This window comes from Algoriphagus sp., from assembly GCF_029254265.1.
Classification (GTDB): domain Bacteria; phylum Bacteroidota; class Bacteroidia; order Cytophagales; family Cyclobacteriaceae; genus Algoriphagus.
In genome coordinates, this window is record NZ_JAQWXX010000054.1 from 1 (window position 1) to 24,402 (window position 24,402).

At 40.5% G+C, this 24,402-nt stretch carries 21 protein-coding genes; 11 read left to right on the plus strand and 10 right to left on the minus strand.

Annotated elements, in window-relative coordinates; genetic code table 11:
- Nucleotides 1–247 (plus strand): hypothetical protein (locus P8O16_RS08555; protein ID WP_300313325.1); only part of this gene is annotated, 247 nt, incomplete at its 5' end.
- Between the two features lie 809 nt (nucleotides 248–1,056).
- Here P8O16_RS08555 and P8O16_RS08560 read toward each other — a convergent pair.
- Complete coding sequence (locus P8O16_RS08560) at nucleotides 1,057–1,392, minus strand: hypothetical protein (RefSeq protein WP_300313328.1); 336 nt, start codon at nucleotides 1,390–1,392, stop codon at nucleotides 1,057–1,059.
- A 73-nt stretch (nucleotides 1,393–1,465) separates the two neighbouring features.
- Here P8O16_RS08560 and P8O16_RS08565 point away from each other — a divergent pair, with 73 nt between their 5' ends.
- The 3 genes from P8O16_RS08565 (at nucleotide 1,466) to P8O16_RS08575 (ending at nucleotide 6,073) form a co-directional block, all read left to right on the plus strand.
- The gene (locus P8O16_RS08565) at nucleotides 1,466–1,936 is read left to right on the plus strand and encodes a hypothetical protein (RefSeq protein WP_300313331.1); all 471 of its coding nucleotides are present in this window, start codon (nucleotides 1,466–1,468) and stop codon (nucleotides 1,934–1,936) included.
- Between the two features lie 224 nt (nucleotides 1,937–2,160).
- Nucleotides 2,161–5,085: a prolyl oligopeptidase family serine peptidase gene (locus tag P8O16_RS08570; RefSeq protein WP_300313334.1), complete on the plus strand. Its 2,925-nt coding sequence runs from the start codon at nucleotides 2,161–2,163 to the stop codon at nucleotides 5,083–5,085.
- Between the two features lie 205 nt (nucleotides 5,086–5,290).
- A complete protein-coding gene (locus tag P8O16_RS08575; RefSeq protein ID WP_300313337.1) occupies nucleotides 5,291–6,073 on the plus strand; it encodes a TspO/MBR family protein in 783 nt (260 codons plus the stop codon).
- Between the two features lie 81 nt (nucleotides 6,074–6,154).
- On the opposite strand, the gene P8O16_RS08580 is transcribed toward P8O16_RS08575, so the two are convergent.
- Nucleotides 6,155–6,736, minus strand: coding sequence for a DsrE family protein (locus P8O16_RS08580; protein WP_300313340.1), 582 nt, complete (start codon nucleotides 6,734–6,736; stop codon nucleotides 6,155–6,157).
- A 161-nt stretch (nucleotides 6,737–6,897) separates the two neighbouring features.
- On the opposite strand from P8O16_RS08580, the gene P8O16_RS08585 reads away from it, so the two are divergent.
- From P8O16_RS08585 to P8O16_RS08615, 7 genes are all read left to right on the plus strand, one after another.
- Nucleotides 6,898–7,857 carry a calcium/sodium antiporter gene (locus tag P8O16_RS08585; RefSeq protein WP_300313343.1) on the plus strand — a complete coding sequence of 320 codons (960 nt, stop codon included), beginning with the start codon at nucleotides 6,898–6,900 and terminating at the stop codon, nucleotides 7,855–7,857.
- Nucleotides 7,858–7,869: 12 nt separating this feature from the next.
- A complete protein-coding gene (locus tag P8O16_RS08590) occupies nucleotides 7,870–10,020 on the plus strand; it encodes a cation:proton antiporter (RefSeq protein ID WP_300313346.1) in 2,151 nt (716 codons plus the stop codon).
- Nucleotides 10,021–10,086: 66 nt separating this feature from the next.
- Nucleotides 10,087–10,851, plus strand: coding sequence for a hypothetical protein (locus tag P8O16_RS08595; RefSeq protein WP_300313349.1), 765 nt, complete (start codon nucleotides 10,087–10,089; stop codon nucleotides 10,849–10,851).
- A gap of 14 nt (nucleotides 10,852–10,865) precedes the next feature.
- Nucleotides 10,866–11,525, plus strand: coding sequence for a hypothetical protein (locus tag P8O16_RS08600; RefSeq protein ID WP_300313351.1), 660 nt, complete (start codon nucleotides 10,866–10,868; stop codon nucleotides 11,523–11,525).
- Between the two features lie 180 nt (nucleotides 11,526–11,705).
- The gene (locus P8O16_RS08605; protein ID WP_300313355.1) at nucleotides 11,706–14,111 is read left to right on the plus strand and encodes an outer membrane beta-barrel family protein; all 2,406 of its coding nucleotides are present in this window, start codon (nucleotides 11,706–11,708) and stop codon (nucleotides 14,109–14,111) included.
- 199 nt (nucleotides 14,112–14,310) lie between these two features.
- Nucleotides 14,311–16,491 carry a DUF5916 domain-containing protein gene (locus tag P8O16_RS08610; RefSeq protein ID WP_300313358.1) on the plus strand — a complete coding sequence of 727 codons (2,181 nt, stop codon included), beginning with the start codon at nucleotides 14,311–14,313 and terminating at the stop codon, nucleotides 16,489–16,491.
- A 149-nt stretch (nucleotides 16,492–16,640) separates the two neighbouring features.
- Nucleotides 16,641–18,893: a DPP IV N-terminal domain-containing protein gene (locus P8O16_RS08615; protein WP_300313361.1), complete on the plus strand. Its 2,253-nt coding sequence runs from the start codon at nucleotides 16,641–16,643 to the stop codon at nucleotides 18,891–18,893.
- A 955-nt stretch (nucleotides 18,894–19,848) separates the two neighbouring features.
- Here the strand turns inward: P8O16_RS08615 and P8O16_RS08620 are convergent.
- From P8O16_RS08620 to P8O16_RS08655, 8 genes are all read right to left on the minus strand, one after another.
- Nucleotides 19,849–20,595: a hypothetical protein gene (locus P8O16_RS08620; RefSeq protein ID WP_300313363.1), complete on the minus strand. Its 747-nt coding sequence runs from the start codon at nucleotides 20,593–20,595 to the stop codon at nucleotides 19,849–19,851.
- A 10-nt stretch (nucleotides 20,596–20,605) separates the two neighbouring features.
- Nucleotides 20,606–20,782, minus strand: a complete 177-nt coding sequence (locus tag P8O16_RS08625; protein WP_300313365.1) for a hypothetical protein — start codon at nucleotides 20,780–20,782, stop codon at nucleotides 20,606–20,608.
- A gap of 364 nt (nucleotides 20,783–21,146) precedes the next feature.
- Nucleotides 21,147–22,004 (minus strand): hypothetical protein, encoded by an 858-nt coding sequence (locus P8O16_RS08630; protein ID WP_300313367.1) that lies wholly within the window; start codon nucleotides 22,002–22,004, stop codon nucleotides 21,147–21,149.
- A gap of 46 nt (nucleotides 22,005–22,050) precedes the next feature.
- A complete protein-coding gene (locus P8O16_RS08635; RefSeq protein ID WP_300313370.1) occupies nucleotides 22,051–22,482 on the minus strand; it encodes a hypothetical protein in 432 nt (143 codons plus the stop codon).
- A 55-nt stretch (nucleotides 22,483–22,537) separates the two neighbouring features.
- Complete coding sequence (locus P8O16_RS08640) at nucleotides 22,538–22,720, minus strand: hypothetical protein (protein WP_300313373.1); 183 nt, start codon at nucleotides 22,718–22,720, stop codon at nucleotides 22,538–22,540.
- Between the two features lie 450 nt (nucleotides 22,721–23,170).
- On the minus strand, nucleotides 23,171–23,905 hold the full coding sequence (locus P8O16_RS08645) for a hypothetical protein (RefSeq protein ID WP_300313376.1): 735 nt from the start codon (nucleotides 23,903–23,905) through the stop codon (nucleotides 23,171–23,173).
- A gap of 51 nt (nucleotides 23,906–23,956) precedes the next feature.
- Nucleotides 23,957–24,112, minus strand: coding sequence for a hypothetical protein (locus P8O16_RS08650; RefSeq protein ID WP_300313378.1), 156 nt, complete (start codon nucleotides 24,110–24,112; stop codon nucleotides 23,957–23,959).
- Nucleotides 24,113–24,187: 75 nt separating this feature from the next.
- On the minus strand, nucleotides 24,188–24,400 hold the full coding sequence (locus tag P8O16_RS08655; RefSeq protein WP_300313380.1) for a hypothetical protein: 213 nt from the start codon (nucleotides 24,398–24,400) through the stop codon (nucleotides 24,188–24,190).
- Between the last annotated feature and the right edge of the window lie 2 nt (nucleotides 24,401–24,402).

Consider the following 24,402-nt stretch of genomic DNA (forward strand, 5'->3'; position numbering starts at 1 on the left):
AATTACCTGGACGAGTTTTGTTACAAGCTCAACAGAAGATACTTCGGTCAAAAACTCTTTGACAGACTCATCATTGCTTCGATTTAATCATACTGGCAAGATTGCGGATATACATATTACTTATAAAAACGATACTGAACACGAACATAAAATAGAATACTTTATAAAAAATAAAGTACCTAATGGAGCCAAAATTCCCTCTAAGGCCTTTCCTGTCTTTCTCAATCTGACTTCTTTTGCTGGCTAAATTAATATTAGAATTGTCAAAACCAATATTTTCTTGGGATTTCCAAAAGATGTTATTTCTGGTAACAGGGTTGAAAAACTCTTCCTTTTTAGACCAAGGCAAAAGCAAATAACTGCCAGAAGCCATCAAAAAAAAGTACACAAACGACAATTCACCGAAAGTAAATACCAAAAAGGAAAAATGAAAAATCAGGATGCAAATAACTAATTGTAGTGGTTTTTTCCCTGAAAATGTCCAAACCGCCAATCCCAACTCGACAAGAATTGTGAAGTATGAGAGAAAATTTGCCAATAATTTCAAGCCCACCAAATCAACCAACCAGCTGTTGAGTGAATTGGAATATACCTGATCTATAAAATTGATAAAATACTGGCCGGACTGCCAGTCTGAATCAAACAACTTGTTTAGCCCTGCTCCTAGATATAACAGCCCAATCTGGGCACGAAATATCCACTCTAAGCCAGGTTTATAAATCCCAATCAAAAAAAATAAGCATCCCAAAAAAAGGAAACTAGTAGAGTAAGCTGAAACAGATGAGGCAATTTGAAAAAAAATCAACAAGCTCACCACGATAGAGAATTTCTTATAATGAAAGTCAATCAGGATGAAAAATAGCGCAATCCAATAAACTGCATTAAAAATAATATAGTACTCTGAAATACTTTTCAGATGATCTAAAGGGGGCCAAAAAGGTAGAAAAGGCACTAAAATGTATTTTTGCCCCGATAGCCAAATCCAATAAAGGACAAGCATTCTTGCTACAAATAATAAGGGCAGATTTCTTTCAAGCTGGCCAAACCGCAAAGAACCTAGTCTTTGAAAATCCATGTTTCTTCTTCCTTGCCATTAACTTGGTAAGTCACTACCACACTCGCAGAATCTTCCTTGCCATAGGTTTGTTCGTAATTCGTTATCCTAAAAAAAATATGAGAAATTGACCTATTCTCTCTTCCTGGATTGGGTAGTTTATAACGGCTGGAAACTTCCGATTCAGTAAGTTGTCTTAGCCCCAACTTAACATTGATTTGGTAAGTTGAGATCTGATCAAATGGCACCCATGCAAAATATTTTTCATCCTTCCTTAGTGCATAAAAGATGGCTGCTAACTGAACTGAAAAAAAACAAATCAGAAGAAGCTTTCTCATGACTCCAAATTACAAAGCTTACCTTAGGATCAAAAATACTTTTATATCTTTCTAATGACCAATTAATTCGGAAATGAAAAAGACCCTTGATAAAATTTTGCGTAAACTCGGGTGGATTAAACCTAAACCCCAACCTCAAGTAACGCATGAGGATGAAGTGATTTTTAAAATTCAAGAAAACTTAATTTTTCAGGTGTATTGGAAGTCTCTTCATGTCGGTACTGGACCAGCTGTAATTCTAAAAGCCTTTGGGCAGGAAATTCTAAAGTTTGATTGTTTTGGAAAAGAAAAAGGTCACTATCATATTGCTCCAAATTATGAGTTCAGGATCTATTTCGTAGAAGAAACAGTAAGTGAACAAATTAAAAGAACCATTAAAGAATTGGAGACAAATGGGTTGAGATATTTAAAAATGCAGCGAGACCCAAGAATCAAAGCATTAGACCTCAATACATCCAGTTATACTGAAGTCTTGAAATTGGTTGAATCAACATTAATCCAGTACCATGAAAATCTACTTTTGATCAAGCCTGACAGCTATTAACAAAAAATTTAAGATTAAAAAAACACAAAGGAATCTGGTAAGGTGTTCATTCCTAATTTTTTGAGCAGTGCATCCTCCATGAACGATTGTTTACCAATGGCGTAGGGCAATTGGACCCTTCTGATTTATCTAGTCTAGTTGCTACTTCACTCTACACACTTCTTGGACATTATTCCAAAATGGAGATTTTTCCCTATTTTCCCGTTCTAAAAAACGACCAAACTATGCGTAAACATTTATTAGCTCTTTGGATGCTTTGCCTTGTCACAAGCTTTGCGATAGCCCAAGAGAAAAAGCCGATCACATGGAAGGATATTCCAACATGGAAATACATGCAATCATCCAGTTTTGAAATCTCTCCTGATGGGCAGTGGATAGCCTATGGAATTGTAGCATTGGAGGCAGACGGAGAAGTCATTTTGCAAAAAGTAAATGATCCTGATTCTAAAAAATCATTCCCTATTGGATCAACGAATTTCCCTTCGATTGAATTCAGTGATGACAGCAAATGGATTGCTTTCAAAGAATATCCAAAATTCAGCGAGAAGAAAGCTAATGAAAAATCGAAAGGCAAGCCGCTTCGAGACAAGCTAATTTTGATGGAACTGGGCAAGGATGACAAAGTCACCTTCGAAAATGTCAGTAGCTTTTCATTCAATGGTGATGCCGCCAGCCATCTAGCCATCAACCTTCCAAAAGAAGGAAATGGAGATGCGAAAGGATCTGATCTTTTAATCTATCATCTAAACTCTAAGAAAACCCAGAATCTGGGAAATGTGGCTGAGTTCAGCTTCAACAAGTCTGGTTCTCACCTCGCCTACACGGTAGATGCTGCCAATAAATCAGGAAATGGAGTTTACTTATTGAGCTTAGGTAACAACAGTACTTCAGTCTTGGATACAGACAAAGCTGCATACAAGTCATTGAATTGGACGGAAAAAGGCGATGCTTTTGCAGCTTTGAAACTAGTTGAAGACAAAAAATACAAGCAAGATCATGGAAAAGTGATCGGAGTAAAAAACCTAAACAACCCTCAAGTAACGATCTATGATGCGTTGAAAGACAGCACCGGATTTGATCAGTCCTACACGATCAGTGGCAACCGTCGCCCGATGTGGTCGGATGATTTGACGCGGCTTTTCTACGGGATTCATCCCTTGGTTTTAGCTAAAAAAGAGGATGCCAAAAAAGAAGTAGATAAGGACTCGGTGAAGATGGCAGAAGCTGATGCGATGAAAAAAATCATGGCCGACACCACCTTAAAATCTATCGCAGATCTTCAAAAGGCAATCAGCAAATTGGACTCCGGAAAAGTAAAAGGCAAAAAAGACAATGAGGCAGACAAACCCGACATGACCATCTGGCACTGGAATGACAGCCGACTTCAGTCACGTCAGCAAGTGATGGAGAATCAGGATAAAAACTACAGCTTCTGGGCGATGTATGATGTAGCAGCTGGCAAACATATCGCCCTGCAAGACAGCACGATGAAGGAATTGAGTATTCTTCCAAAACAGCGCTTTGCGATGGGAATGGATGATCAAGCCTATGAACTGGACATCAACTTGGACGGTCAGGATTATAGTGATTACTACATTGTAGACCTGAAAACAGGGGATCGAAAGACGCTTTTCACCAAATTTTACCTGCCAAATTATTCATCTATTCCAAGACCATCCACAGATGGGACCAAATTGATCTACGGAGAAGATGGACACTTTTATGTATATGATATTGCCGCTGGATCCTCCATGAATATCACGGAAAAAATCCCCGTAACTTTTGTCGATGTGGAAGATGATCACAACGTTGAAAAACCAATGGTTGGTGCGCTTGGCTGGAGCTCGGATAGCAAATACGTCTTGCTTCGAGACGATTGGGATATCTGGCAAGTGCCTGTTGATGGCAAATCAGCAGCGATCAACTTGACTCAAAATGGTAGAGCAGACAAAATCCGTTATCAGTATCGATTCAATCTGGATCCTGAGGAAAAGGGAATCGATCTAACCAAGCCAGTTTATATCCGAACCTACGGCGAGTGGGATAAGAAAAGTGGAATAGCGTTGTTATCTCCTGCGAAAAAGGGCGGTTTAGCACCTGGTGTCAAATCACTGGTCTGGGAAGATGCAAATATCGGCGGATTGCAAAAGGCTGAAAAAGCTCCGATATATTTCTTCAGCAGTGAGACCTTCAATACGCCTCCACAAATGCACCTGACCGATGCTAGCCTCACAGCACCAAAACAAATCACAGCCAATGCTCCTGATGCAGATAAATACCTTTGGTCGGCAGGAACAAGATTGGTGAATTATATAACCGATAAAGGCGATTCATTGCAAGGTGCATTATTCCTTCCTGCAGGTTATTTAGAAGGTAAAAAATACCCAACCGTAGTTTATTACTACGAGAAGCTTTCGCAAACGCGCCACAACTGGACTAATCCGGGCTATAGCGGCACAGGTTGGAATCCAAATGTCTACACCTCAAATGGATTTGCAGTCTTTATTCCGGATATCGTGTACAAGTTAGATGATCCGGGAATGTCAGCTGTTTGGGCAGTTCTTCCTGCGGTAAAAGCTGCCATTGCAACTGGTGTCATTGATGAAAATAATATCGGAATCCATGGTCACTCTTGGGGCGGCTACCAGACTTCCTTCTTGATCACGCAGACGGACATGTTCAAAGCAGCTGCTGCTGGCGCTCCTTTGACCAATATGATCTCCATGTATGATTTGATCTACTGGAATTCCGGAGGAGGAAATATGGCGATTTTCGAAGCTTCACAAGGCAGATTCCGTGGTGCACCATGGGAAAACTGGGATGCTTACGAGCGAAATAGCCCAGTTTACCATGTGAAAAATGTAACCACTCCACTTCTTATGCTGCATAATGATAAGGACGGCGCAGTGGACTTTACCCAAGGAATAGAGTACTATTCAGCTTTACGGAGATTGAAAAAGCCAGTAGTACTCATGCAGTACAAAGGCGAGAATCACGGCCTCAGCAAACTTGAAAACCGAAAGGACTACAGCGTTCGAATGATGGAATTTTTCAACCATCACCTCAAAGGCGAAGCTGCCCCTGACTGGCTAAGCAAAGGAGTCAACAAGCTGGACTTGGAAGAACATTTGGAGAAAACGGCTTTTTAAAAAATCAGAAAGCTGAAATCAGAAAGCTAAAAATGGAAAATCCCGCAGTGAAATCGCGGGATTTTTTTTGGTTGAGATGAGACCTGCTTCCTCAAGTTTTTTTAGCTTTAGAAATATGAAATCGAGCATGTCGGAATCGACACACACTGGGATGATTGTAACCTATGCGAGATTCCATGTGGCCAAATAGAAAAATTATAAACACATGAAAGTCTCCCATAAAATCTACGCCCTTCTCAACCTCCTAGTCCTGATGGTTGTAATCTGGTGGAACTACTACACCAACACCGGAAATATCGGTGGAAAAACCGTAGGTGAGCTGAGTGCGGTGTTGGATAATTATTTCACTCCTGCGGGATATGCTTTTGCCATTTGGGGAATCATCTATTTGGCGCTGGTAGCGCAGGCTATTTACCTGGTCTGGGCAGCCTTCAGCAAGGAAAAGGATAGCGATTTCATCTCGCAGATGGGACCCTATTTGATTATGACCAACTGCCTGAATGCTGCTTGGCTCTGGTTTTGGCTGACCGAAAACACAGGACTCAGTGTCGTGGTCATGCTTGCCATGCTTTTCGCTTTGGTGATTTTGATCCTAAATCTCCGAATGAATCTCCCTTCCCAACACAAGTCAGGAAATTGGCTCGTACGAGTTCCGATTAGCATTTATGCAGGTTGGATTACAGTGGCTACGGTAGCTAATATTTCGGCCTATCTGGCGAAAATCGGATGGTCTGGCTGGGGGATTTCCGAAATCACCTGGACCATTGTGATGATTGCGATTGCAGCTTTGGTAAACATATTCATCGTCTTTTCGAGAAACCTAATTGTCTTTCCCTTAGTCGGAGTTTGGGCCTTAGTTGCCATTTCGGTTCGCCATGCAGGCACAGTGAATTTACTCCAAGGAGCCGCACTAATTGCAGCAGCTCTGATTTTACTGGCCTTGGGAGGTAATTTGATTCGTATTCGACTAAAAAGCAGCAGGGTTTAAAAAAGAATAGCTGATCAAAGTTGGGTTAGTCTTAAAACCTAAAAACAACCTTAATCAGCTATCATAAAACTGTAATGTTTTTTAATTCCCACTGACATCCATATAGGTATAGCCCATTTGATCCAGTGCTGCAAAAGTGGTTTTGGCAGAGATTGCAACCTTCACTTCCGGAGTGATATCTTCTTGAGGGATTTTAAGGAAGGACATACTTTGCCCACAGAGGTAAAATTCCACTCCCACTTTTTTCAATTCCTGAAGTGCAAGAATATTCGGATTATCTATTCCGTACTTTTCTTTGTAGGCTTCATTGCTGAGTACAGCTCTTGATAATCCCCCATGAATTATTGCCGCAATTTTGATCTTTTCAGCAGGAACTCCATTGGCAATGTGGAGATTATAAGTTCGAGCGATTTCCGTAAATGGCTCATAAATCTTTGTAGAGTCCTTGAAAGTACCGTAGATATCAATAGCGATTTTATAAGTAATCGCCGGGTCATAAGGCATGGCTGGATTCTCTATCGGTATCACTCCTACCCATGGTGCAAAGTCAAGAACTGGGTAAGTCATTTTATCTTTGATATGGTCAGGCATAGTCATTTGTGCAAATGAATTAACCTGAAATGCAAGGACTAGCAAAAGAATTAGAGTTAAGTGCTTTTTCATAAAAACCATGTAAGTGTTGGATCGGAAAGATAGCAGTTTTCAAAAACTTATTGGCTTTTCCTTTTTTTTCAGAAGCAAATCTTTTTCTGTAAAATAATTATTCAGGCACTAAAAAATCAACGTTTTTTTCAATCTACTTTTGACCTATAATTCAACTGGCTATGGCTCTTCAAATCATCTTATTACTAATTGGTTTGGTTTTGTTAGTTAAAGGTGCCGACTGGCTGGTAGATGGCGCTTCTGTTCTTGCCAAGAAATATAATGTTTCTGATTTAGCGATTGGGTTGACCATTGTTGCATTTGGCACCTCTGCTCCGGAGTTAGTTGTAAATGCTGTCGCAGCCCAAGGTGATTTCCCGGATATCGTCTATGGAAATATTATTGGCTCAAACAATTTCAACCTCTTCATCATCTTGGGGATAGCAGGAATTATCACCCCATTGGCAGTTCAATCCAGCACAGTTTGGAAAGAAATCCCTTTTTCACTTTTAGCAGCAGTTGGGTTATTTTTCCTAGCCAATAATTATTTCACTTCTGAAACCAGTGAAATCTCTCGCATAGATGCTGTGATTCTTCTCGCCTTTTTTGGTGGATTTCTCTACTATGTAGCCACTCAGTTAAAAGCAGATCCAACTGTAGAAATCGTAGAAAATAAGGATTACTCAAACTTGAAGATCTGGGTTCTTATCATTCTTGGTTTAGCAGGTTTAGTCGGTGGCGGCAAATTAGTAGTCGATAATGCGGTCGCTATGGCTCAGTCATTAGGTGTTAGTGAAAAAATTATCGGTCTCACGATCGTGGCAGCCGGAACTTCCTTACCAGAATTGGCTACCTCAGTAGTCGCCGCAATGCGAAAAAATGCAGATATAGCCATAGGGAATATTGTAGGCTCCAATCTTTTCAATATCCTTTTGATCATTGGAATCAGTGGCTTGATTCGCCCACTAAACTACAACCCAGCATTTAATACTGATATTTACATGCTACTGGGTGGTACGATTTTTCTTTTCCTTGCCATGTTTATCGGGAAAAAACATCGTCTTGATCGATGGCAGTCGCTGCTTCTCTTATGTGTTTATTTAGCTTATACCGGCTATCTAGTAAGTGTGGAAATTTCTTAATCTGAAACGCTGATGAACCTACTTTTAGAATTGGCAAGTTTTGAATTACCAATTTCTAATCCGGTAATCAAATTCTTGTTGATTCTAGTAATCATCCTCCTCGCCCCCATACTTCTTAATCGGTTAAAAATCCCTCCGCTTCTGGGCTTGATTATCGCTGGAACGATCGTTGGCCCAAAAGGCCTAGGCCTCATCGAGCGAGATAGTGGAATCATCCTTTCCGGAACAGCCGGATTACTCTATATCATGTTTTTGGCCGGACTGGAAATCGATTTGCAAGACTTTAAAAAGAACAGCAAAAAGAGTCTGGTTTTTGGAATGTTTACTTTTTTGATCCCGATGTTTCTGGGAATTCTAGCTGGTTTGTATTTGTTAGAAATGACATTGCTCTCTTCCATTCTGCTAGCGAGTATGTTTGCATCTCATACATTGATTGCCTATCCGTTGATTTCTAAATTGGGTATCGCTAAAAATCGAGCAGTAAACATCACGGTTGGAGGAACTTTGATCACCGACACGCTTGCGCTGTTAGTATTGGCCATCATAATTGGATCTACCAAAGGTGAAGTAAACTCGGTTTTTTGGCTCAAGTTGATCTTATCTCTGGTAGTATTTACCACGGTGATTGTATTTATTTTCCCCAGAATTGGCCGTTGGTTTTTCAAGAAATACACCGACAATTCCTCCCAATTCATTTTCGTCCTAGTCTTAGTTTTTTCGGGAGCCGCTATGGCGGAGCTTGCAGGAGTGGAAGCTATAATTGGTGCATTCTTGGTAGGCTTGGCTATCAATTCCTTGATCCCGCACACCTCTCCATTGATGAATCGAGTGGAGTTTGTTGGCAATACGATCTTTATCCCTTTCTTTCTAATCGGCGTAGGTATGCTGGTGGATTTTAGGGTTTTCTTTGAAAGCTGGGAGACAATCTGGGTGGCATTTGTGATGACTACCATAGCCATTTCTGCAAAGTGGCTCGCTGCCTATTTCACCCAACAAACTTTCAAATTCTCGATTGATGAGCGGCGAATTATTTTTGGATTGAGTAATGCCCAAGCTGCTGCCACTCTTGCAGCGGTATTGATTGGCTACAATACCATTATAGGAACGGATGAATTTGGCGAGCCAATTCGCCTACTTTCAGAAACCATCCTAAATGGAACAATCGTTATGATTTTGGTGACTTGTACCATTGCATCTTTGGAGGCTCAGAGAGGTGCGAAAAATATCGTCTTAGCTGAGTCTTCTCTTGACCAAAGCAACGACTCTGAAATCCCCGAGCGAATCCTTATCCCAGTTCGGAATCAAGAAACATCAGACGAATTGATCAATCTCAGCATTCTGCTCCAATCCCCAAAAAAGAAAGCAAGCATGTATGCACTGAGCATCATCAATCCAGAGCTTCAAGATTCGGGGGCTGAGATGAAAGCTCAAAAAACTCTGAATAAGGCATCCGAAACTGCTGCCGCGACTGATCATTTTCTTTACGAATTACTTCGCTATGATACTAGCATCGAAAAAGGGATTTCGAGTGTGATCCGCGAAAATAAGATCACAGATTTGGTTCTAGGACTACACGAAAAGCAAGGGATGAGCGATACGTTTTTGGGCAACTTAACTGAAAATCTCCTTAGTAGAAGTAATACCACTACTTATATCTACAAACCAAACCAGCCATTTGAGACGCATCGACGTCATTTAGTTTTTATTCCTCCTGGAGCAGAGCATGAATTGGGATTCCCATTTTGGTTGGTAAAAATCTGGAACATCGCCCGAAATACCGGCGCTAGAATGATCTTTTACCTTTCAGAAAGTACAAGGATATATATCCAAGAAATTCATAAAAATCATCCGATCAGGCTTGAATTTAGGGAATTTCCGGATTGGGGGAAACTCGGGAATCTGAATATCATCTTAAAGCCAGACGACAATTTGATCATGGTCCTCAGCCGCAAAGGCGAGGAATCTTATCATCCAAACATGGAGCGGGTGCCGGATTTGATCAATACATTTTTGAAGAACCATAGCTTTATTTTAGTCTATCCCAACCAACCAAAGGCAGGTGGCATGAACGGACTAGAGATGATTCATGGTTCCCTGATTGGCCCAATTGAAAGACTGGATTTTATCGGAAGAATGATCAGCAGTCTTTTCAAGAAAAAATAACCGCAAATTAACATCAGGATGGGAAACCAAAGATCTTTATAGTTATCTTGAACTCTGAAATCGAGCATGACTAAAGAGTCACCCATTCGCATGGCTATAAAGATGCGCGATTCCTCCCGATGGCTATCGGGATGGCCATTAAGAAGAAATTATAATCATATGAAATTGAAGCCTCAACTCTTGCTGGTTATATTTTTGGTTGCCACATGGCAAAGCAAAACCTTTGGCCAGCAAGTGCTCGATTTGGACAAAACGCTGCTTGTCAAGATTTCCCCTTTATCATTTATGGAGCCTGAGACCATCGTCATCCAAGGAGGTTTGGAATACTTTTTCAATCCAAAAATCAGCATTCAAACCGAACTTGGAATCAATGGAGGGATAATTGGAATCCCCGCAGGAAGAGGGAAAAATGAGGATTTTTCACTTTGGCGGAGCAAGAGCGAAATCAAATTTCACCAGAAAAGATTTTATTGGGGATTCGAATTTTTTTATGTGGACAAAGATTTTGTCCGGACAGATGACTCCTACACCCCTTTCAAGCAAGAAATATGGTTTGATAAAGCCCGGATTAATTTTCAGGTATTTGGAACAGGCTTGAAGTTTGGTCGGCAGGATTGGGTATCAGACAATATACTTGTAGACTCCTTTGTAGGTATTGGAATCCGTTCACGTTATCGCGAAATCGAGGTAGCTGAGCTTGCCGAAAATCAAGGTTCGGATTTTGGAGAAATCAGATTTACAGGTGATCGATACCGGTTTGAGGGCTGGGATTCGGTACCGCAGTTCTCTTTGGGGATCAAGGTCGGGATTTTGACAGGTAATAGAAACTAGGTAAAAACTGGGATATGAAAATAAAAAAACAGCTCGTACTCCTTTTCCTTTTATCGCTTATTATGGGCTCGGCATTTGGCCAAAAGAATCAGGATCTTGCCAAGCATGTTCTAATCAAGGTCAGTCCATTAGCTTTGGTAGAATTGGAAACGGTAGTTTTCCAAGCTGGTGCAGAATATTTCTTCAATGACAGTTTGAGTTGGCAAGGTGAAATCGGACTTAATTCAGGGGTTTTCGGAGCAGATGCAGGAAGGGATCAAAATCAGGATTTTTCATTTATCCGGTTCCGAACAGAGGTGAAATGGTATTTACCCAAAAGCTATGTAGCCGCAGAGGCTTTCTTTTTAACCAAAGATTTTGATCGCCAAAATGATTTTTTCTTTAATGGCGAAGAAAGTATCGGCTACACACTCGGGAATATTAACTTTTTTTCAACAGGCGCGATGGCCAAAATTGGAACTCAAAGATTCATCAGTAAGCGAACTTTATTCGACAAATACATTGGATTAGGATTCCGTGTCAACCACAACCAAGTCACTCCTTTAGAAGGAATCACTACCGGAGCCGATGGGCCATCTCCCATATTGACAGATCAGTATCGATATGAGGGATGGAGTTTTAGTCCTAATTTGACTATCGGATTTAAAATCGGAATCTTGACCGGAAAAAGATAATTTTGATCTGTTCTCATGAGCATCTTTTTTATCCTTTATAATGCTTTTAAAAAAAGCCATCCTCTTCCTTCACCGCTAATCACTTTCAGGACAGTTAATTATTTTGCTTCTATTAGCTTTAAACAAATTATCTGATTGTAATTCAGCTTAATTGGCCTAATTAAACCTATTTCCTAAGGCATGAAAAAATTTGCCAAATCAGCATTTCTGAGAATTCTGCTCTTCTCAGGATTCTTCCTAAGCTTCTGTATTTTGGGCTTTTCCCAACAAAATCAAGCCCCCGGGAAAGTTAATGGGAAACTGCTGGATAAGATCAGCAAAGAACCTATTTCCTTTGGAAGTATTGCCATATTCAACTTGCAGGATTCATTGATTGGCGGAGCCATATCCGGAGAAAAAGGAGAATTTGACCTCAGACTTCCTTTTGGCACCTATTATGGACTGATCGAGTTTATGGGATTTGAGTCTTTGAAAACGAATCAGTTTACGCTTTCCTCACAGCAACCAACACAAAATCTAGGAGAGATTTTAATCGAAGCCAGTGCCTCAGATTTGGATGAAGTAGTGGTTCAAGGCGAAAAAACGCTCATGGAGCTTTCGCTGGACAAGCGGATTTTCAATGTCGGAAAAGATCTGGCGAATGCGGGGGGAACCGCTTCCGACATCTTGATGAACTTGCCCTCGGTATCAGTGGATCCGGAAGGAAATGTAAGACTTCGGGGCTCTTCCAATGTACGAATTCTGATCGATGGCAAGCCATCTGGATTGGTGAGCTTTAAAGGGGGAGCAGGCCTTCGACAGCTACAAGCCAATATGGTCGAGCGGGTAGAAGTCATCACTAATCCCTCCGCGCGCTACGAAGCTGAAGGCATGGCTGGTGTGATCAACATTATTCTGAAAAAAGACAATAATCAAGGATTCAACGGTTCATTCGAAGTAATTGCCGGGACTCCACTCAATCTGGGTTTCTCTACTAACCTCAATTATCGCAAGAATCGCATCAACTGGTTCATCAACTACAGCCTGGCTCGGAGACATCAACCTAACGTCGGTGAATTGTATCAAGAGGTGTACAATGAGGATGGCAGCACTTCCATTTTAAGTCAAAATAATTCCGGACTGGTCAAAAGCTTCAACAATAATATCCGTGGTGGATTGGATTATTATTTCAATGAGAAAAGCATCCTCACAGCCTCCTACCTCTGGCGAAGAAGTGATGCCAGACGAATTACGGATATCCGATATGAAGATTACCTGAACAACTTCGATAACTACCTAGGCTATTCCCTACGACAGCAAGACGAAACTGAAGCAGAGCCCAATTCGGAGATAATTGTGAGTTACAAAAAAAGCTTTGAGCAGAAAGGTCATGAACTCACCACCGCGTTCACCTATCTGAATTATTGGGAGCGATCGGATCAGAAATTTACTGAATCAGCTTACACTCCAACCGGCCAATTGATCCCGAATTCAGATTTACTTCAAACATCCCTTAACGACGAGTACGAAAATCAATATTTGCTTCAGTTAGACTATGTAAAGCCTTTTTCAAAGGAAGGTAAATTTGAAACAGGACTACGGACCAGTTTCCGGGAGATGGAAAATGACTTTCTGGTCTCCGAAGAAAATGAATCCGGAGAATTAATTCCGTTACCTGGCTTGGATAATATATTTCTCTACAATGAAAATATCCTTGCCGCTTACGGGATCTGGGGAAACAAAACTGGCAATTGGAGCTATCAGGCGGGATTACGGGCCGAGCATACCGATGTGGAGACGATCTTGGTTGAGACTAATGAACGTAATCCCCGGAAGTATACCAACCTTTTCCCAAGTGCGCACTTGACTTACAATATTTCAACGGAGAATGCCTTTCAACTCAGCTATAGCCGAAGAGTGAGGAGACCGGTGTACAACGATTTAAGTCCATATGTAACCTTCTCCGATCAGCGAAATTTCTTCAGCGGAAACCCAGACCTAAACCCTGAGTTTACAGATGCTTTCGAACTGGGACATATCAAGTACTTTGAAAAAGGGACGCTCTTCTCCACGGTTTACTTTAGAAATACCACCGACAAAATCGAGCGAATCCGAACTGTCAATGACGATGGATTCTCAGTGACTGCGCCTTACAATTTGACCGGTGAAAAATCATTTGGAGTAGAATTCAGCTCGGATTACAAAGTGAATGACTGGTGGAAGCTGGATTTGAACTTGAATTTCTTTCATGCGAATATTGACGGAAGTAATATTGAATCGAATTTCCAAGCAAAAACCTACAGTTGGCTTTTAAGACAAACATCCCGATTCACCCTTGGGAATGGCATGGATATCCAAGTCCGGGCAAATTATGACGCGCGTCAAAAAACTGCACAAGGCGTACGGAAAGGGATTTTCTTTATGGACCTTTCCGCTTCCAAGCAAATCTTAAGTGAACGTGGAAATCTGATTCTAACCGCCAATGACATCTTCAATTCCCGTAGAAATCGCTACATTATCGAAGGTGAAAACTTCTTTACAGAAGGGGACTCTCAATATATTCGCCGGCAGATTAATCTGACAATGAGCTATCGATTAAGGCAATAGGAAAAAGGTTGGAAGCATGGAAGTTGGAAGTCTGTTTTAAAACTAATCAAACGCCCCCTTATCAAGGGGTTTAGCGGGATTTAATAAAATTGAATGCTGATTCGGAAAAAACAGGATCGAAAAAAATAAATATTACATTTCCTTTGCGGAGCTCTGAAGATCTACTGTGTCCTTGGCAGTGAAAAAAAACGAATAACAAATGCCCAAAATTACCCTTACCACCTTCCTTTTATTATTTCTAATTTCTGGGACTTTTGCCCAAAAAATCAACGCAGACTATCGGCTGAATATTAAAAAAGCGAGTTCAGCCATAATTATAGATGGTGTTTTGGATGAGAAAGCTTGGGAAGATGCCGATGTAGCTACGGACTTTTTTATGATCACCCCGATGGATACCAGTTTTGCTCAGGTCAGAACTGATGTCCGAATGAGCTACGATCAAGAGCACCTCTATCTGATAGTGGTTAATTACCATGCCTTGCCGGGTCCATATATGGTAGAATCACTTCGTCGTGATTTTTCATTTGGGAAAAATGACAACTTCCTGCTCTTCATGGATCCATTCGATGATCAGACGAATGGTTTTTCTTTCGGAGCAAATGCAGCCGGTGCCCAATGGGATGGCATCATGTCAAATGGAGGAAGTGTAGACTTGAGTTGGGACAATAAATGGACTTCCAAAGTCACCAATTACGATGACAAATGGATCTTTGAAGCTTCGATTCCTTTCAAATCAATCCGTTATAAAAAGGGGATTTCTGAATGGGGAATCAACTTCTCCCGACTCGACCTAAAGACAACCGAAAAATCAGGTTGGGCGCCGGTTCCCCGTCAATTCCCTTCTGCATCTTTGGCTTATACAGGAATTCTAGCTTGGGATAATCCACCTCCACCTGCCGGCGCCAATGTCTCAGTCATTCCCTACGTTTTGGGAGGTGTCGCCAAAGATTTTGAAAATGATGGAGAAAATGTCTATCGGCGAGAAATAGGAATGGACGCAAAAATCGGCTTGACTTCTTCTCTAAGTTTAGATTTGACTGTAAATCCAGATTTTTCCCAAGTTGAAGTGGACAGACAGGTCACCAACCTAGATCGCTTCGAATTGTTCTTTCCGGAGCGAAGACAGTTTTTCCTTGAAAATGGAGACCTATTTGCAAATTTCGGCTATTCCACAATCAGACCATTTTTCTCTAGAAGAATAGGCTTAAACGTCCCTATTCAATATGGCGCTCGAGTGAGTGGGAGAATCAATAAGGATTGGCGAGTCGGGGCCATGACCATGCAAACTGCGGAAGTAGAAAAAGATGCTTTGCCATCTCAAAACTTTACCGTCATGTCATTACAGCGGCAGGTGGGCGCACGATCCAATATCGGGGCCATCTTTGTCAACAAGCAATCACTCAGATATAATCCAGATGCAACAGAAGAAGGCAAGCCTGTTTATACTGAATTCAACCGGAATGCTGGATTGGAATACAATCTTGCTTCCAGCAATAATCTCTGGACAGGAAAGGCGATGGTTCTTCAAAGTTTTGCGCCAGATAATTCGGGCAATGGATTTGTCCATGCAGCCAATCTGAAATATGCGAGTGGCAATCTGACTTGGAACTGGCAGCATGAATATGTCTCGGAGAGCTATACAGCAGAAGTCGGCTATGTGCCTAGAAGGGGCTATTACAAAATCAACCCAAGCGGGGGTTATCTCTTTTTCCCGAAAAGTCAGAAAATCCTAAGTCATGGCCCTGAAATTGGAAGTACTTTCTTTTGGAACAAAGATGGCGTGAAGACCGATAATGCCACTTTTTTAGCTTACAATATCCGATGGAGAAGTCAAAGCAAGTTGATGCTTTGGACAGCATATGACTTTGTGAAATTGCAGCGCCCCTTTGACCCCACCAATTTGGGCGGAGAACAGCTTCCCACAGGTTCAGAGCATGAGTGGTTTGCTTGGGGCTCTGAGTACACATCTAAACCTCAAAGTGTATTAACCTACGCATTCAGCACCCGGATGGGTGGCTATTATGAAGATGGCAAGCGATATAATGTCACTGCAGATTTGGGCTATCGCTTTCAGCCTTACGTGGCCATTGCAATGGCGGCGAACTACAACCAAATCGAGCTCCGAGAACCTTGGGGAACGACACGATTTTGGCTGGTTGGACCGAGAATCGATGTAACGATGACGAATACACTCTTCCTGACCACTTTTATCCAGTACAACGAGCAGATCAAAAACATCAACTTGAATACCCGATTCCAGTGGCGATTCGCTCCAGCATCAGATCTATTTTTAGTCTACACGGACAACTATTTGCCTGAGCCATTTAATGTAAAGAACCGCTCGCTGGTATTGAAATTTACGTATTGGTGGAATGTTTAATGCTAAGATTAAAAGGGATTAGGAGATTAGAGATTAAGAGATTAGTGATTGGGAGATTAGTGATTAGGAGATTTGTATGGCTGAGCAAGAATATTTCGAAAGCTCGATGGATTGCTGTATTTTGAGAATGGTTAAAAAACTTGCAATCCATGTTCCTGAAAAAACTCTTTTTTACTGCCCTAATTCTCTGTCTTTTTTTCAATCCTATCGCTTTTGCGCAGCAAAACAATGATCAAAGCTTACTGACTTTAGAGCGCATTTATGCCTCCAATGAATTTCGACAAGAGCGACTCAACCCGATCCAATGGATTGAAAAAGGCAATGCTTATGTCACCGTCGACTATTTGGCAGATGGAAATGAACTGATCCGATGGGAAAGTGCGACACAGGCTAAGTCTGTTTTTGTGCCCAAAGCCGCGCTTCAGGCAAATGGAAAAATCATCGAAATCGAATCTTTCTCCCTGAGCGAGGATGGCAGCAAAGTACTAATTTTCACCAATTCCAGTCGAGTTTGGCGATCGAATACCAAAGGTGATTTTTGGGTGTATGACCTGACCACAAAAAAGCTAAGCCAAGTTGGAAAGCAATTTGAACCCTCCTCCCTACTCTTCGCCAAGTTTGACCCGGACAATCAATTCGTGGCTTATGTTCAGGATTTTAATTTGTATCGGGAGAATTTTTCTACCGGAAAAATTGATCAACTCACTTCAGATGGCACCGGAAAAATCATCAATGGGACCTTCGATTGGGCCTATGAAGAAGAATTTGGAAAGCGGGATGGATTTGCCTGGAGCCCTTCGGGCGAATGGATTTCCTACTGGCAGATCGATGCTTCGGAGATTGGCACTTTTTACATGATCAACAACACTGATTCGGTGTATTCCAAACCTATCCCACTTCAGTATCCGAAAGTTGGGCAGACACCAGCAGGAGCCAAAATCGGACTGATCAATCCGGAAACGCAGCAGCAACTTTGGATTCCTATTCCCGGATCAGAAACTGAGAACTACCTCCCTGGAATGCAGTGGATCAATTCGGATCTCTTGCTGATCCAGCAGATGAATCGAAAGCAAAATCAACTGGTGGTATGGACTTATCAACCGTCCACAGCAAACTTGAAAAAAGTCTATACCGAAACTGAAAAAACCTGGGTGGATCTGGGCTATCCGGATATCTCGGCCAACGGTTGGGGAAATAATGATTTGAAGATCGTGGACGGTGGAAAAGCCTTTCTCCGAATGACCGAAAATGGAGACTGGCGACACATCATCAAGGTGAATTTGGAATCTGGAAAAATTGAACCCGTCACTTCAGACACCTATGATGTAGCCTCTTTTGCAGGATTATCAGCTAATCAGGTTTACTACATCGCCTCTCCTACCAATCCCACCCAACGCTATCTGTACGAAAGCCCGCTCACTGGAAAAGGCAAAACGCAGCGACTCACGCCTACCAATTTTGAGGGAGTAAATACCTACGATGTTTCTCCAAATGGCCGATTCGCCATTCATTCCCATCAGTCGGTCGATGAACCCTTAACCGTGCGACTGATAGAGGTAGCTAATCATAAAACCCTAAAAACTTTGGTTGAAAACTCAGCCTATAAAACCAAATTAGCCACTTTGGCACAACCTGAAATCAATTTCACCACCGTGACTACACCTGAAGGTGTTACGCTGGATGCTAGAATCATCTACCCGGTTGGATTCGACGAAAGCAAAAAATATCCTGTACTTTTCCACGTCTATGGAGAGCCTTGGAGCACAGTGGCTACCGACACACAAGTGGGCCTGTTCAATCTGATGCTGGCGCAAAAAGGCTATGTAATTATCGACATGGATAACCGTGGAACCCCAACCTTGAAGGGAAGTGCTTGGAGAAAAAGTATCTACCGAAATATTGGAGGGATCAATGCGCAAGATCAAGGACTTGCGGCTAAAGAAATCCTGAAACTTCCCTACTTGGACGAAAAGCGAGTGGCAGTCTGGGGCTGGAGTGGCGGAGGTTCCATGACCTTAAATCTACTTTTCAAATTCCCTGAAATCTATCAAACGGGAATCTCCGTAGCCTCCGTTTCCAACCAACTCATCTATGACAACATCTACCAGGAGCGATATATGGGCTTGCCACAGGAGAATATGGAAGATTTTGTGAATGGCTCCCCAATCACTTACGCTAAAAACCTGGAAGGAAATCTATTATTAATCCACGGCACAGGGGATGACAATGTCCACTACCAAAGTGCGGAGCTGCTGATCAATGAACTGGTCAAGCACAACAAGCAATTCCAGGTGATGCCCTATCCCAACCGATCCCACGGCATTTACGAAGGAGAAGGGACAAGTCTTCACCTATATACTCTGATGACGAATTATTTGATGCGAAATACGCCGGTGAATTGATAATCTTTGTCTAAACCTGACAGGGGCTGAAGACTTGTCAGGTTAAGGCCTTCAACTGTACATCTCTGCGATATATTTAATTTCTTCTAAACTCGAGCCAAAAAATTGAAATCTTCCTGTTCAAAAATGGAGGCTAAGGATTAATCTTATCGGATTAAAAATCCTACGATAAAGGTTCAGGATTGTAAATCCTGAACAGCTGGTATACTTTAATGACGAATTATTTGATGCGGAATACGCCGGTGAATTGATGGTTTATAAGGTAGAAAGGCTGTTCTGGATTCATAAACCTAGTTATTAGATAAAGTAGATATTGGTTAAACCTGATAAGTCGCGAAGACCTATCAGGTTTAACCAACCTAATACCGATCTAGTAATCAGTAAAGTCCTAAAGAAGTAAAAGATTTTTGAAGATCAGTTGGTGAGATTCCCCTTTTGAAAAGGAGGCAAGGGGGATTGGCTCAATTTCCCATCACAACTTCAGATTATACAAATGCCCCTGCTTTTCGAGTATTGATATGAATCGGAATTAATCTCTAAAGGCTATCCTAAGATTTGAAATTTTTTTGTTCAAAAACGGAGGCTAAAAATGAATCCTATAGGATTAAAAACCCCACGATAAAGGTTCAGGATTGCAAATCCTGAACATCAAAGCAAGGCTGATAAAAAGAAGCTAATCCCAAATTGCCCTTACTTTGTTACAATTTCTTTAATAATTTACCCTTACTTTGTCACAAAAAAATAGAATAAATGCCTTTACTTTGTTACAAAAAAAAGGTTGAATGAGCGTCAATAAGCATTAATTCAATCACTTATAATCTTGAAAGCTAATTCCAGCGTACAGTTTCTAATCATTCGAGGGAAAGACTAGTTAGGAATCGAAAATTCCTAAAAATAAAAAAGCATAGATACAATCTACGCTTAGTAGGGGGAGGGCCTGAACAGCGGGCTCATATCATTTCCTTACATGGTAAAGTACAGACCCGATTTCAGTAGAAACTAATTTCAGAGAATCAGCCGAAACCTCATATTGATATTTAACATCAGTACCGTTCACCGATACAACTAACCTATTATTTTCCAAAGTATACCAACTGGATTTTGGAAGTTTTGTATAGTCAAAAAGAGCAGCATTCCCGGCTTCTTCAAATACATCTCTGATCAATTGCAAATCAATCAAGTACACCCCGTTATCCAGAAATGAGGTGACATAAGGTTTTTTCACAGCCACACTTTCAATCGGATTGCCCAAACTATCGGTAGTAAGGTAATTAACCCATTTGCCCACAACTCTTGGATCAAGAGTACGATTGTTGGAATCATCATCAAACCATGTCATCACTAAATTTCGTTTGGGAGACTCAATTCTTTCGAATGTAGTACTGTAACTTTTTCCATCAACTTCAAACTCAATATTCAGGCGCGATGAATCTTCACTTAATTCTGCACAAACAGTAAGATCCTCTCCCTCAAAAAGAGGGAGAGGAAATGTTAATTTTTCATTTGAAACTTTCCCAGAAACTTGAATAGATTCTTTTTCGGAAAAAAATATCTTTATAAAAGTATTACCACCATTCTCCTCTATATACATTAGGTTTTTATCGGTGACTAAACTCCCATGATAAACCCCATATATACTTTGAGAATACGAATTGGTGATAAATAATATCCCTAGTCCGAAAATTATCAGCAGAATCTTCATAGTGTAAAATTTACATACAGGCAAACATCGCTAAAGTCGCTGCACCAGATACTACCAATCCAGCAGCATCCCGACCACTCATCCAAATGCCTAGTCCACTAAAAAACACAGTACTTAGTATGAGGAGATCGTCAATACCGCAACCTCCACTCACCATTTCCATTTTTTCAATACTTAACTCTTTCATAATTTTGTTGTTTAAAGTGGTTATTTATTTAAGAATAACCTAAGCTAAATACAGGTCACTGCAATTTCCTTGCAGTCAGTCGGTTTTTTCTGAAAAAATATAAGATCTTTTTTCTTTGCAGTAGCAAATACCTTTCTCCACGCTCAATCTCAGGTCATCTAAAAGATTATAAACCATTCGGTCTTTAAGACCGAGCTTCTTGGCCAAATCCTTTGGACTTCCTGTCTTTTCGTTCTCGATAAGCCCGATCAGAAGTTTGGTGCGCTCGTAGTATTTTAGTCCTTACTCTACAACCCAGTGTTCCTAAAATAAAAAAGCGTAGATGCAATCTTCGCTTAGTGGGAATTAGTGCCTTGAAGAAAGATCATCGGTAATTATATCCCTGCAATACCTTTCTGGTCAAGTTTCTGGTTTTTCTATCGTAATTTTTTGAAAAAATACCCAGTCCAATACCAGTCAAACTCATTGGGATCAGCAAGTCATTCTGACTGGAAGATTGTTGTTCATAACCAATGGCAGCGAAGATCACGCCGATTCCGAGTGCAGCATTTGCGATATGGGTCACTGTACTTACTTTTTGCCTTTTCAGGACTTGCTCATATAATTGATAGGCTTGCTCATTTGCTTGCAAGCGCGATAAAACTTGATCCTTTTGAAGCAGCATAGGACCTTCATAGATGTCGATTTTGGGAGCCAAAAACCCATCTTTCACATCCATCCTTAGATAGGAATTGATGCCGCCTGAATAGTGATAGGCATTAAAGTCATCAAAGGATCGAGGGATCTTCTTCTGGGCATTTTGAACTATTTGGTCGCCTGTTACCAGCAAAACTCCGCCACCTAAAGTAACTAAAAACCAAGGACGAATCGTGGCTGGTGTGATTTCATTGGTAATGAGATAGGCGATTGAGCCTAGGTTTACCGCCAATCCAGTAAGATTGATTGCCGTGCCCCAGCCTTTTTTCCGCTGATAGCCTAAAAATTCAAAATCCTCATTTTCGATCGAGTTCAGTAAATCCCCCACTTCCTTCGCACTCGATTTTTCTCCATCCAAGTAATAGGTTGTTTGATTCAAAAAGCCTTCCTTAAAAGTGATAATAGGTTGTTGCGAATATGTTCCCGGGAAATAGGAAGGGGAATTTTGATTAGTTTGCGCTTGAAGAGAGATACTGGCAGATAACAAACAGAAAAGTAAAAATAATTTTGTATAGGTTGTAATCATTGGTAAATGGCATAGTAGGTAAAATTGATTTCCTAAAACCTTATCCTCATTTTCGTTTTAGCAAATACTTAGTATTTCCATTCGGATAACCAAGTACAAGTGTGTCACCAGAAAAACCATATCGGACTTGTTGATTCCCCTGGCCAGAAGAAATTTCTATAATACCAACATCTATAGTCTGCCAAAAAAAGGAGGGTATTGATGCATAATCTAAGGGTTCATTTATACCATTGCGCTTCATATCATCCTTCAAATAATTGGGATCAATCATGAATTGCCCACTTTTTGTAAAGGTCTCTACATATCCTTTCCCTGAAAATTCATTTTTAACCACTTTTCCTTCTAGATCTTTAGAAAAGAGTAGCTCCCATTTCCCAACAATTCTTAAATCCAATTCTTTTTTCTGAGGAAAGCAATTATTATTTAAAGAAAGAAAAATTGATAAAATGAGTACGAGAAAAGTAATTTTATCTTTCATTTAGTTTCTTTTTTATTTACCAAAAGGCGGTCAAATATAATATGACCGCCAAAAATCACATACATGCAAAGAGTCTTGCAGTATAGAAGCCTACTCCAGCTACGTGATATGGAAAATAATCACTAGAAGAGTCCAATTGACCTATATGATACAATTGGGCAGTAGCATAAAATGCCATCTCCGTGAAGGAACATCCCCCACTCACCATCTCCATTTTTTCAATCGATAATTCTCTCATAATTCAGTTGTTTAAATTGGCTAATTGTTTAAGAATATCCTAAGCTAAATACAGGTCACTGCAATTTCCTTGCAGTCAATCAGCTTTTTTCTGAAAAATATAAGATCTTTTTTCTTTACAGTAGTATAAGCCTTTTCCCATAGTCAAACTCAATTCCTCCAAAAGGTTGTAGATCATTCGTTCTTTGAGACCAAGCTTGTTGGCCAAATCCTTTGGACTTCCGGTCTTTTCGTTCTCGATAAGCCCGATCAGAAGTTTGGTGGGCTCGTAGTAATTTAGTTTTAAATCAGCTGTTTGCGCTGTTCAAGTATCGAAAGTAATAGGCAGAAATACTGAAACTTAATCATAGAGTTTACAATTAGAATAGTATAGTGATGTTAAACCTATAGACTCTTCGATTTAGGATTTATAACCTCTGAGTTTGATGGTAATAGTAAATCAAAATTTGTTTTAGTCTTTCTTATCCCTGATGTAATATTTCTTAATCCCTCTATCAGTGGTCAAAATCAGGGAATCTCCCTGGAAGGAATATTGCTCCTCATATGAGCTTAAGCCAGGCGATGAAGTGACCAAGATGTTATCAGCCATCACACGCCAATTGAAGTCAGGAATATCAGAATAAGAAAATGTAGAAGGCAAACCATCCTTAGCTAAAGCATCTCTAAACATCCTAGAGTCAATTATAACTCTTCCATCTTTGGTAAAAACCTTGTAGTAATTTTTTTTGAAAGACGTAGGATCCGCAATTTCTCCTGAGGGGAAATAGGAACCCAGAATAATCCACTTGCCGATAATTTTTGGATCTAAGAAAGGTTTTTCTTTTTCGTCCTTATTAATTTCCGGAATGGTTTGAATACCAATTCGATTTAATAAAGTAGTGTAATTTCTTCCTTCGAGCAAGAAACTTAATTCAAGATCCTTATTCTTCAGAATTGCTTTAACCTCTAATTCCGAATCATCATTTAACACCATATTAAATAGAAGTGCCTCTCCTACCTGTTCACAATCCAACACAAAACTTGTATTTGAAGAAGTAATAATCGTTGCAGTGTAACGACCATTTATTAGTTCAATAGAAACAATATTATCTGGATCTAGGAAAGTCCCGAAGTATTTACCCTCTATTTCTTGAGAAAAAAGGTTTATACAAATTAGAAAAAGAAGCAAACTCAAAATATATTTCATATTAATAAAAAAATAGCAGCAATCGAAAATCATACAATTGCTGCAATAAAATTAAATACAACCCATTAAACGCGCACCGTAGAAAATTGACAAGTCATAATTACCGATACTTGCATAATAATTTGACTGGAATGCATAAAACAACATTTCTTCCATGCTACATCCTCCTGAGGTTCCTTCCAACCTTTCAATAGTTAATTCCTTCATAATTCAGTCGTTTAAATTGGTTATTTGATTAAGAATACCCTAAGCTAAATATAGGTCACTGCAATTTCCTTGCAGTCAATCAGCTTTTTTCTGAAAAATGTAAGATCTTTTTTCTTTGCAGTAGTATAACCCTTTTCCTATAGTCAAACTCAATTCCTCCAAAAGGTTGTAGATCATTCGTTCTTTGAGACCAAGCTTGTTGGCCAAATCCTTTGGACTCCCCGTTTTCTCCTTTTCGATCAACTCAATCAGAAGCTTGGTACGCTCGTAGTATTTTAGTCCTGACATGG

Bases quoted from the DNA above. Each gene is read 5' to 3' on its own strand.
- P8O16_RS08610 (WP_300313358.1), top strand. From the start codon at position 14,311: ATGCCCAAAATTACCCTTACCACCTTCCTTTTATTATTTCTAATTTCT.
- P8O16_RS08655 (WP_300313380.1), bottom strand. From the start codon at position 24,400: ATGTCAGGACTAAAATACTACGAGCGTACCAAGCTTCTGATTGAGTTG.
- P8O16_RS08645 (WP_300313376.1), bottom strand. From the start codon at position 23,905: ATGAAATATATTTTGAGTTTGCTTCTTTTTCTAATTTGTATAAACCTT.
- P8O16_RS08560 (WP_300313328.1), bottom strand. From the start codon at position 1,392: ATGAGAAAGCTTCTTCTGATTTGTTTTTTTTCAGTTCAGTTAGCAGCC.
- P8O16_RS08650 (WP_300313378.1), bottom strand. From the start codon at position 24,112: ATGAAGGAATTAACTATTGAAAGGTTGGAAGGAACCTCAGGAGGATGT.
- P8O16_RS08630 (WP_300313367.1), bottom strand. From the start codon at position 22,004: ATGATTACAACCTATACAAAATTATTTTTACTTTTCTGTTTGTTATCT.
- P8O16_RS08565 (WP_300313331.1), top strand. From the start codon at position 1,466: ATGAAAAAGACCCTTGATAAAATTTTGCGTAAACTCGGGTGGATTAAA.
- P8O16_RS08595 (WP_300313349.1), top strand. From the start codon at position 10,087: ATGACTAAAGAGTCACCCATTCGCATGGCTATAAAGATGCGCGATTCC.
- P8O16_RS08620 (WP_300313363.1), bottom strand. From the start codon at position 20,595: ATGAAGATTCTGCTGATAATTTTCGGACTAGGGATATTATTTATCACC.
- P8O16_RS08640 (WP_300313373.1), bottom strand. From the start codon at position 22,720: ATGAGAGAATTATCGATTGAAAAAATGGAGATGGTGAGTGGGGGATGT.
- P8O16_RS08575 (WP_300313337.1), top strand. From the start codon at position 5,291: ATGAAAGTCTCCCATAAAATCTACGCCCTTCTCAACCTCCTAGTCCTG.
- P8O16_RS08570 (WP_300313334.1), top strand. From the start codon at position 2,161: ATGCGTAAACATTTATTAGCTCTTTGGATGCTTTGCCTTGTCACAAGC.
- P8O16_RS08585 (WP_300313343.1), top strand. From the start codon at position 6,898: ATGGCTCTTCAAATCATCTTATTACTAATTGGTTTGGTTTTGTTAGTT.
- P8O16_RS08625 (WP_300313365.1), bottom strand. From the start codon at position 20,782: ATGAAAGAGTTAAGTATTGAAAAAATGGAAATGGTGAGTGGAGGTTGC.
- P8O16_RS08590 (WP_300313346.1), top strand. From the start codon at position 7,870: ATGAACCTACTTTTAGAATTGGCAAGTTTTGAATTACCAATTTCTAAT.
- P8O16_RS08605 (WP_300313355.1), top strand. From the start codon at position 11,706: ATGAAAAAATTTGCCAAATCAGCATTTCTGAGAATTCTGCTCTTCTCA.
- P8O16_RS08580 (WP_300313340.1), bottom strand. From the start codon at position 6,736: ATGAAAAAGCACTTAACTCTAATTCTTTTGCTAGTCCTTGCATTTCAG.
- P8O16_RS08615 (WP_300313361.1), top strand. From the start codon at position 16,641: ATGTTCCTGAAAAAACTCTTTTTTACTGCCCTAATTCTCTGTCTTTTT.
- P8O16_RS08635 (WP_300313370.1), bottom strand. From the start codon at position 22,482: ATGAAAGATAAAATTACTTTTCTCGTACTCATTTTATCAATTTTTCTT.
- P8O16_RS08600 (WP_300313351.1), top strand. From the start codon at position 10,866: ATGAAAATAAAAAAACAGCTCGTACTCCTTTTCCTTTTATCGCTTATT.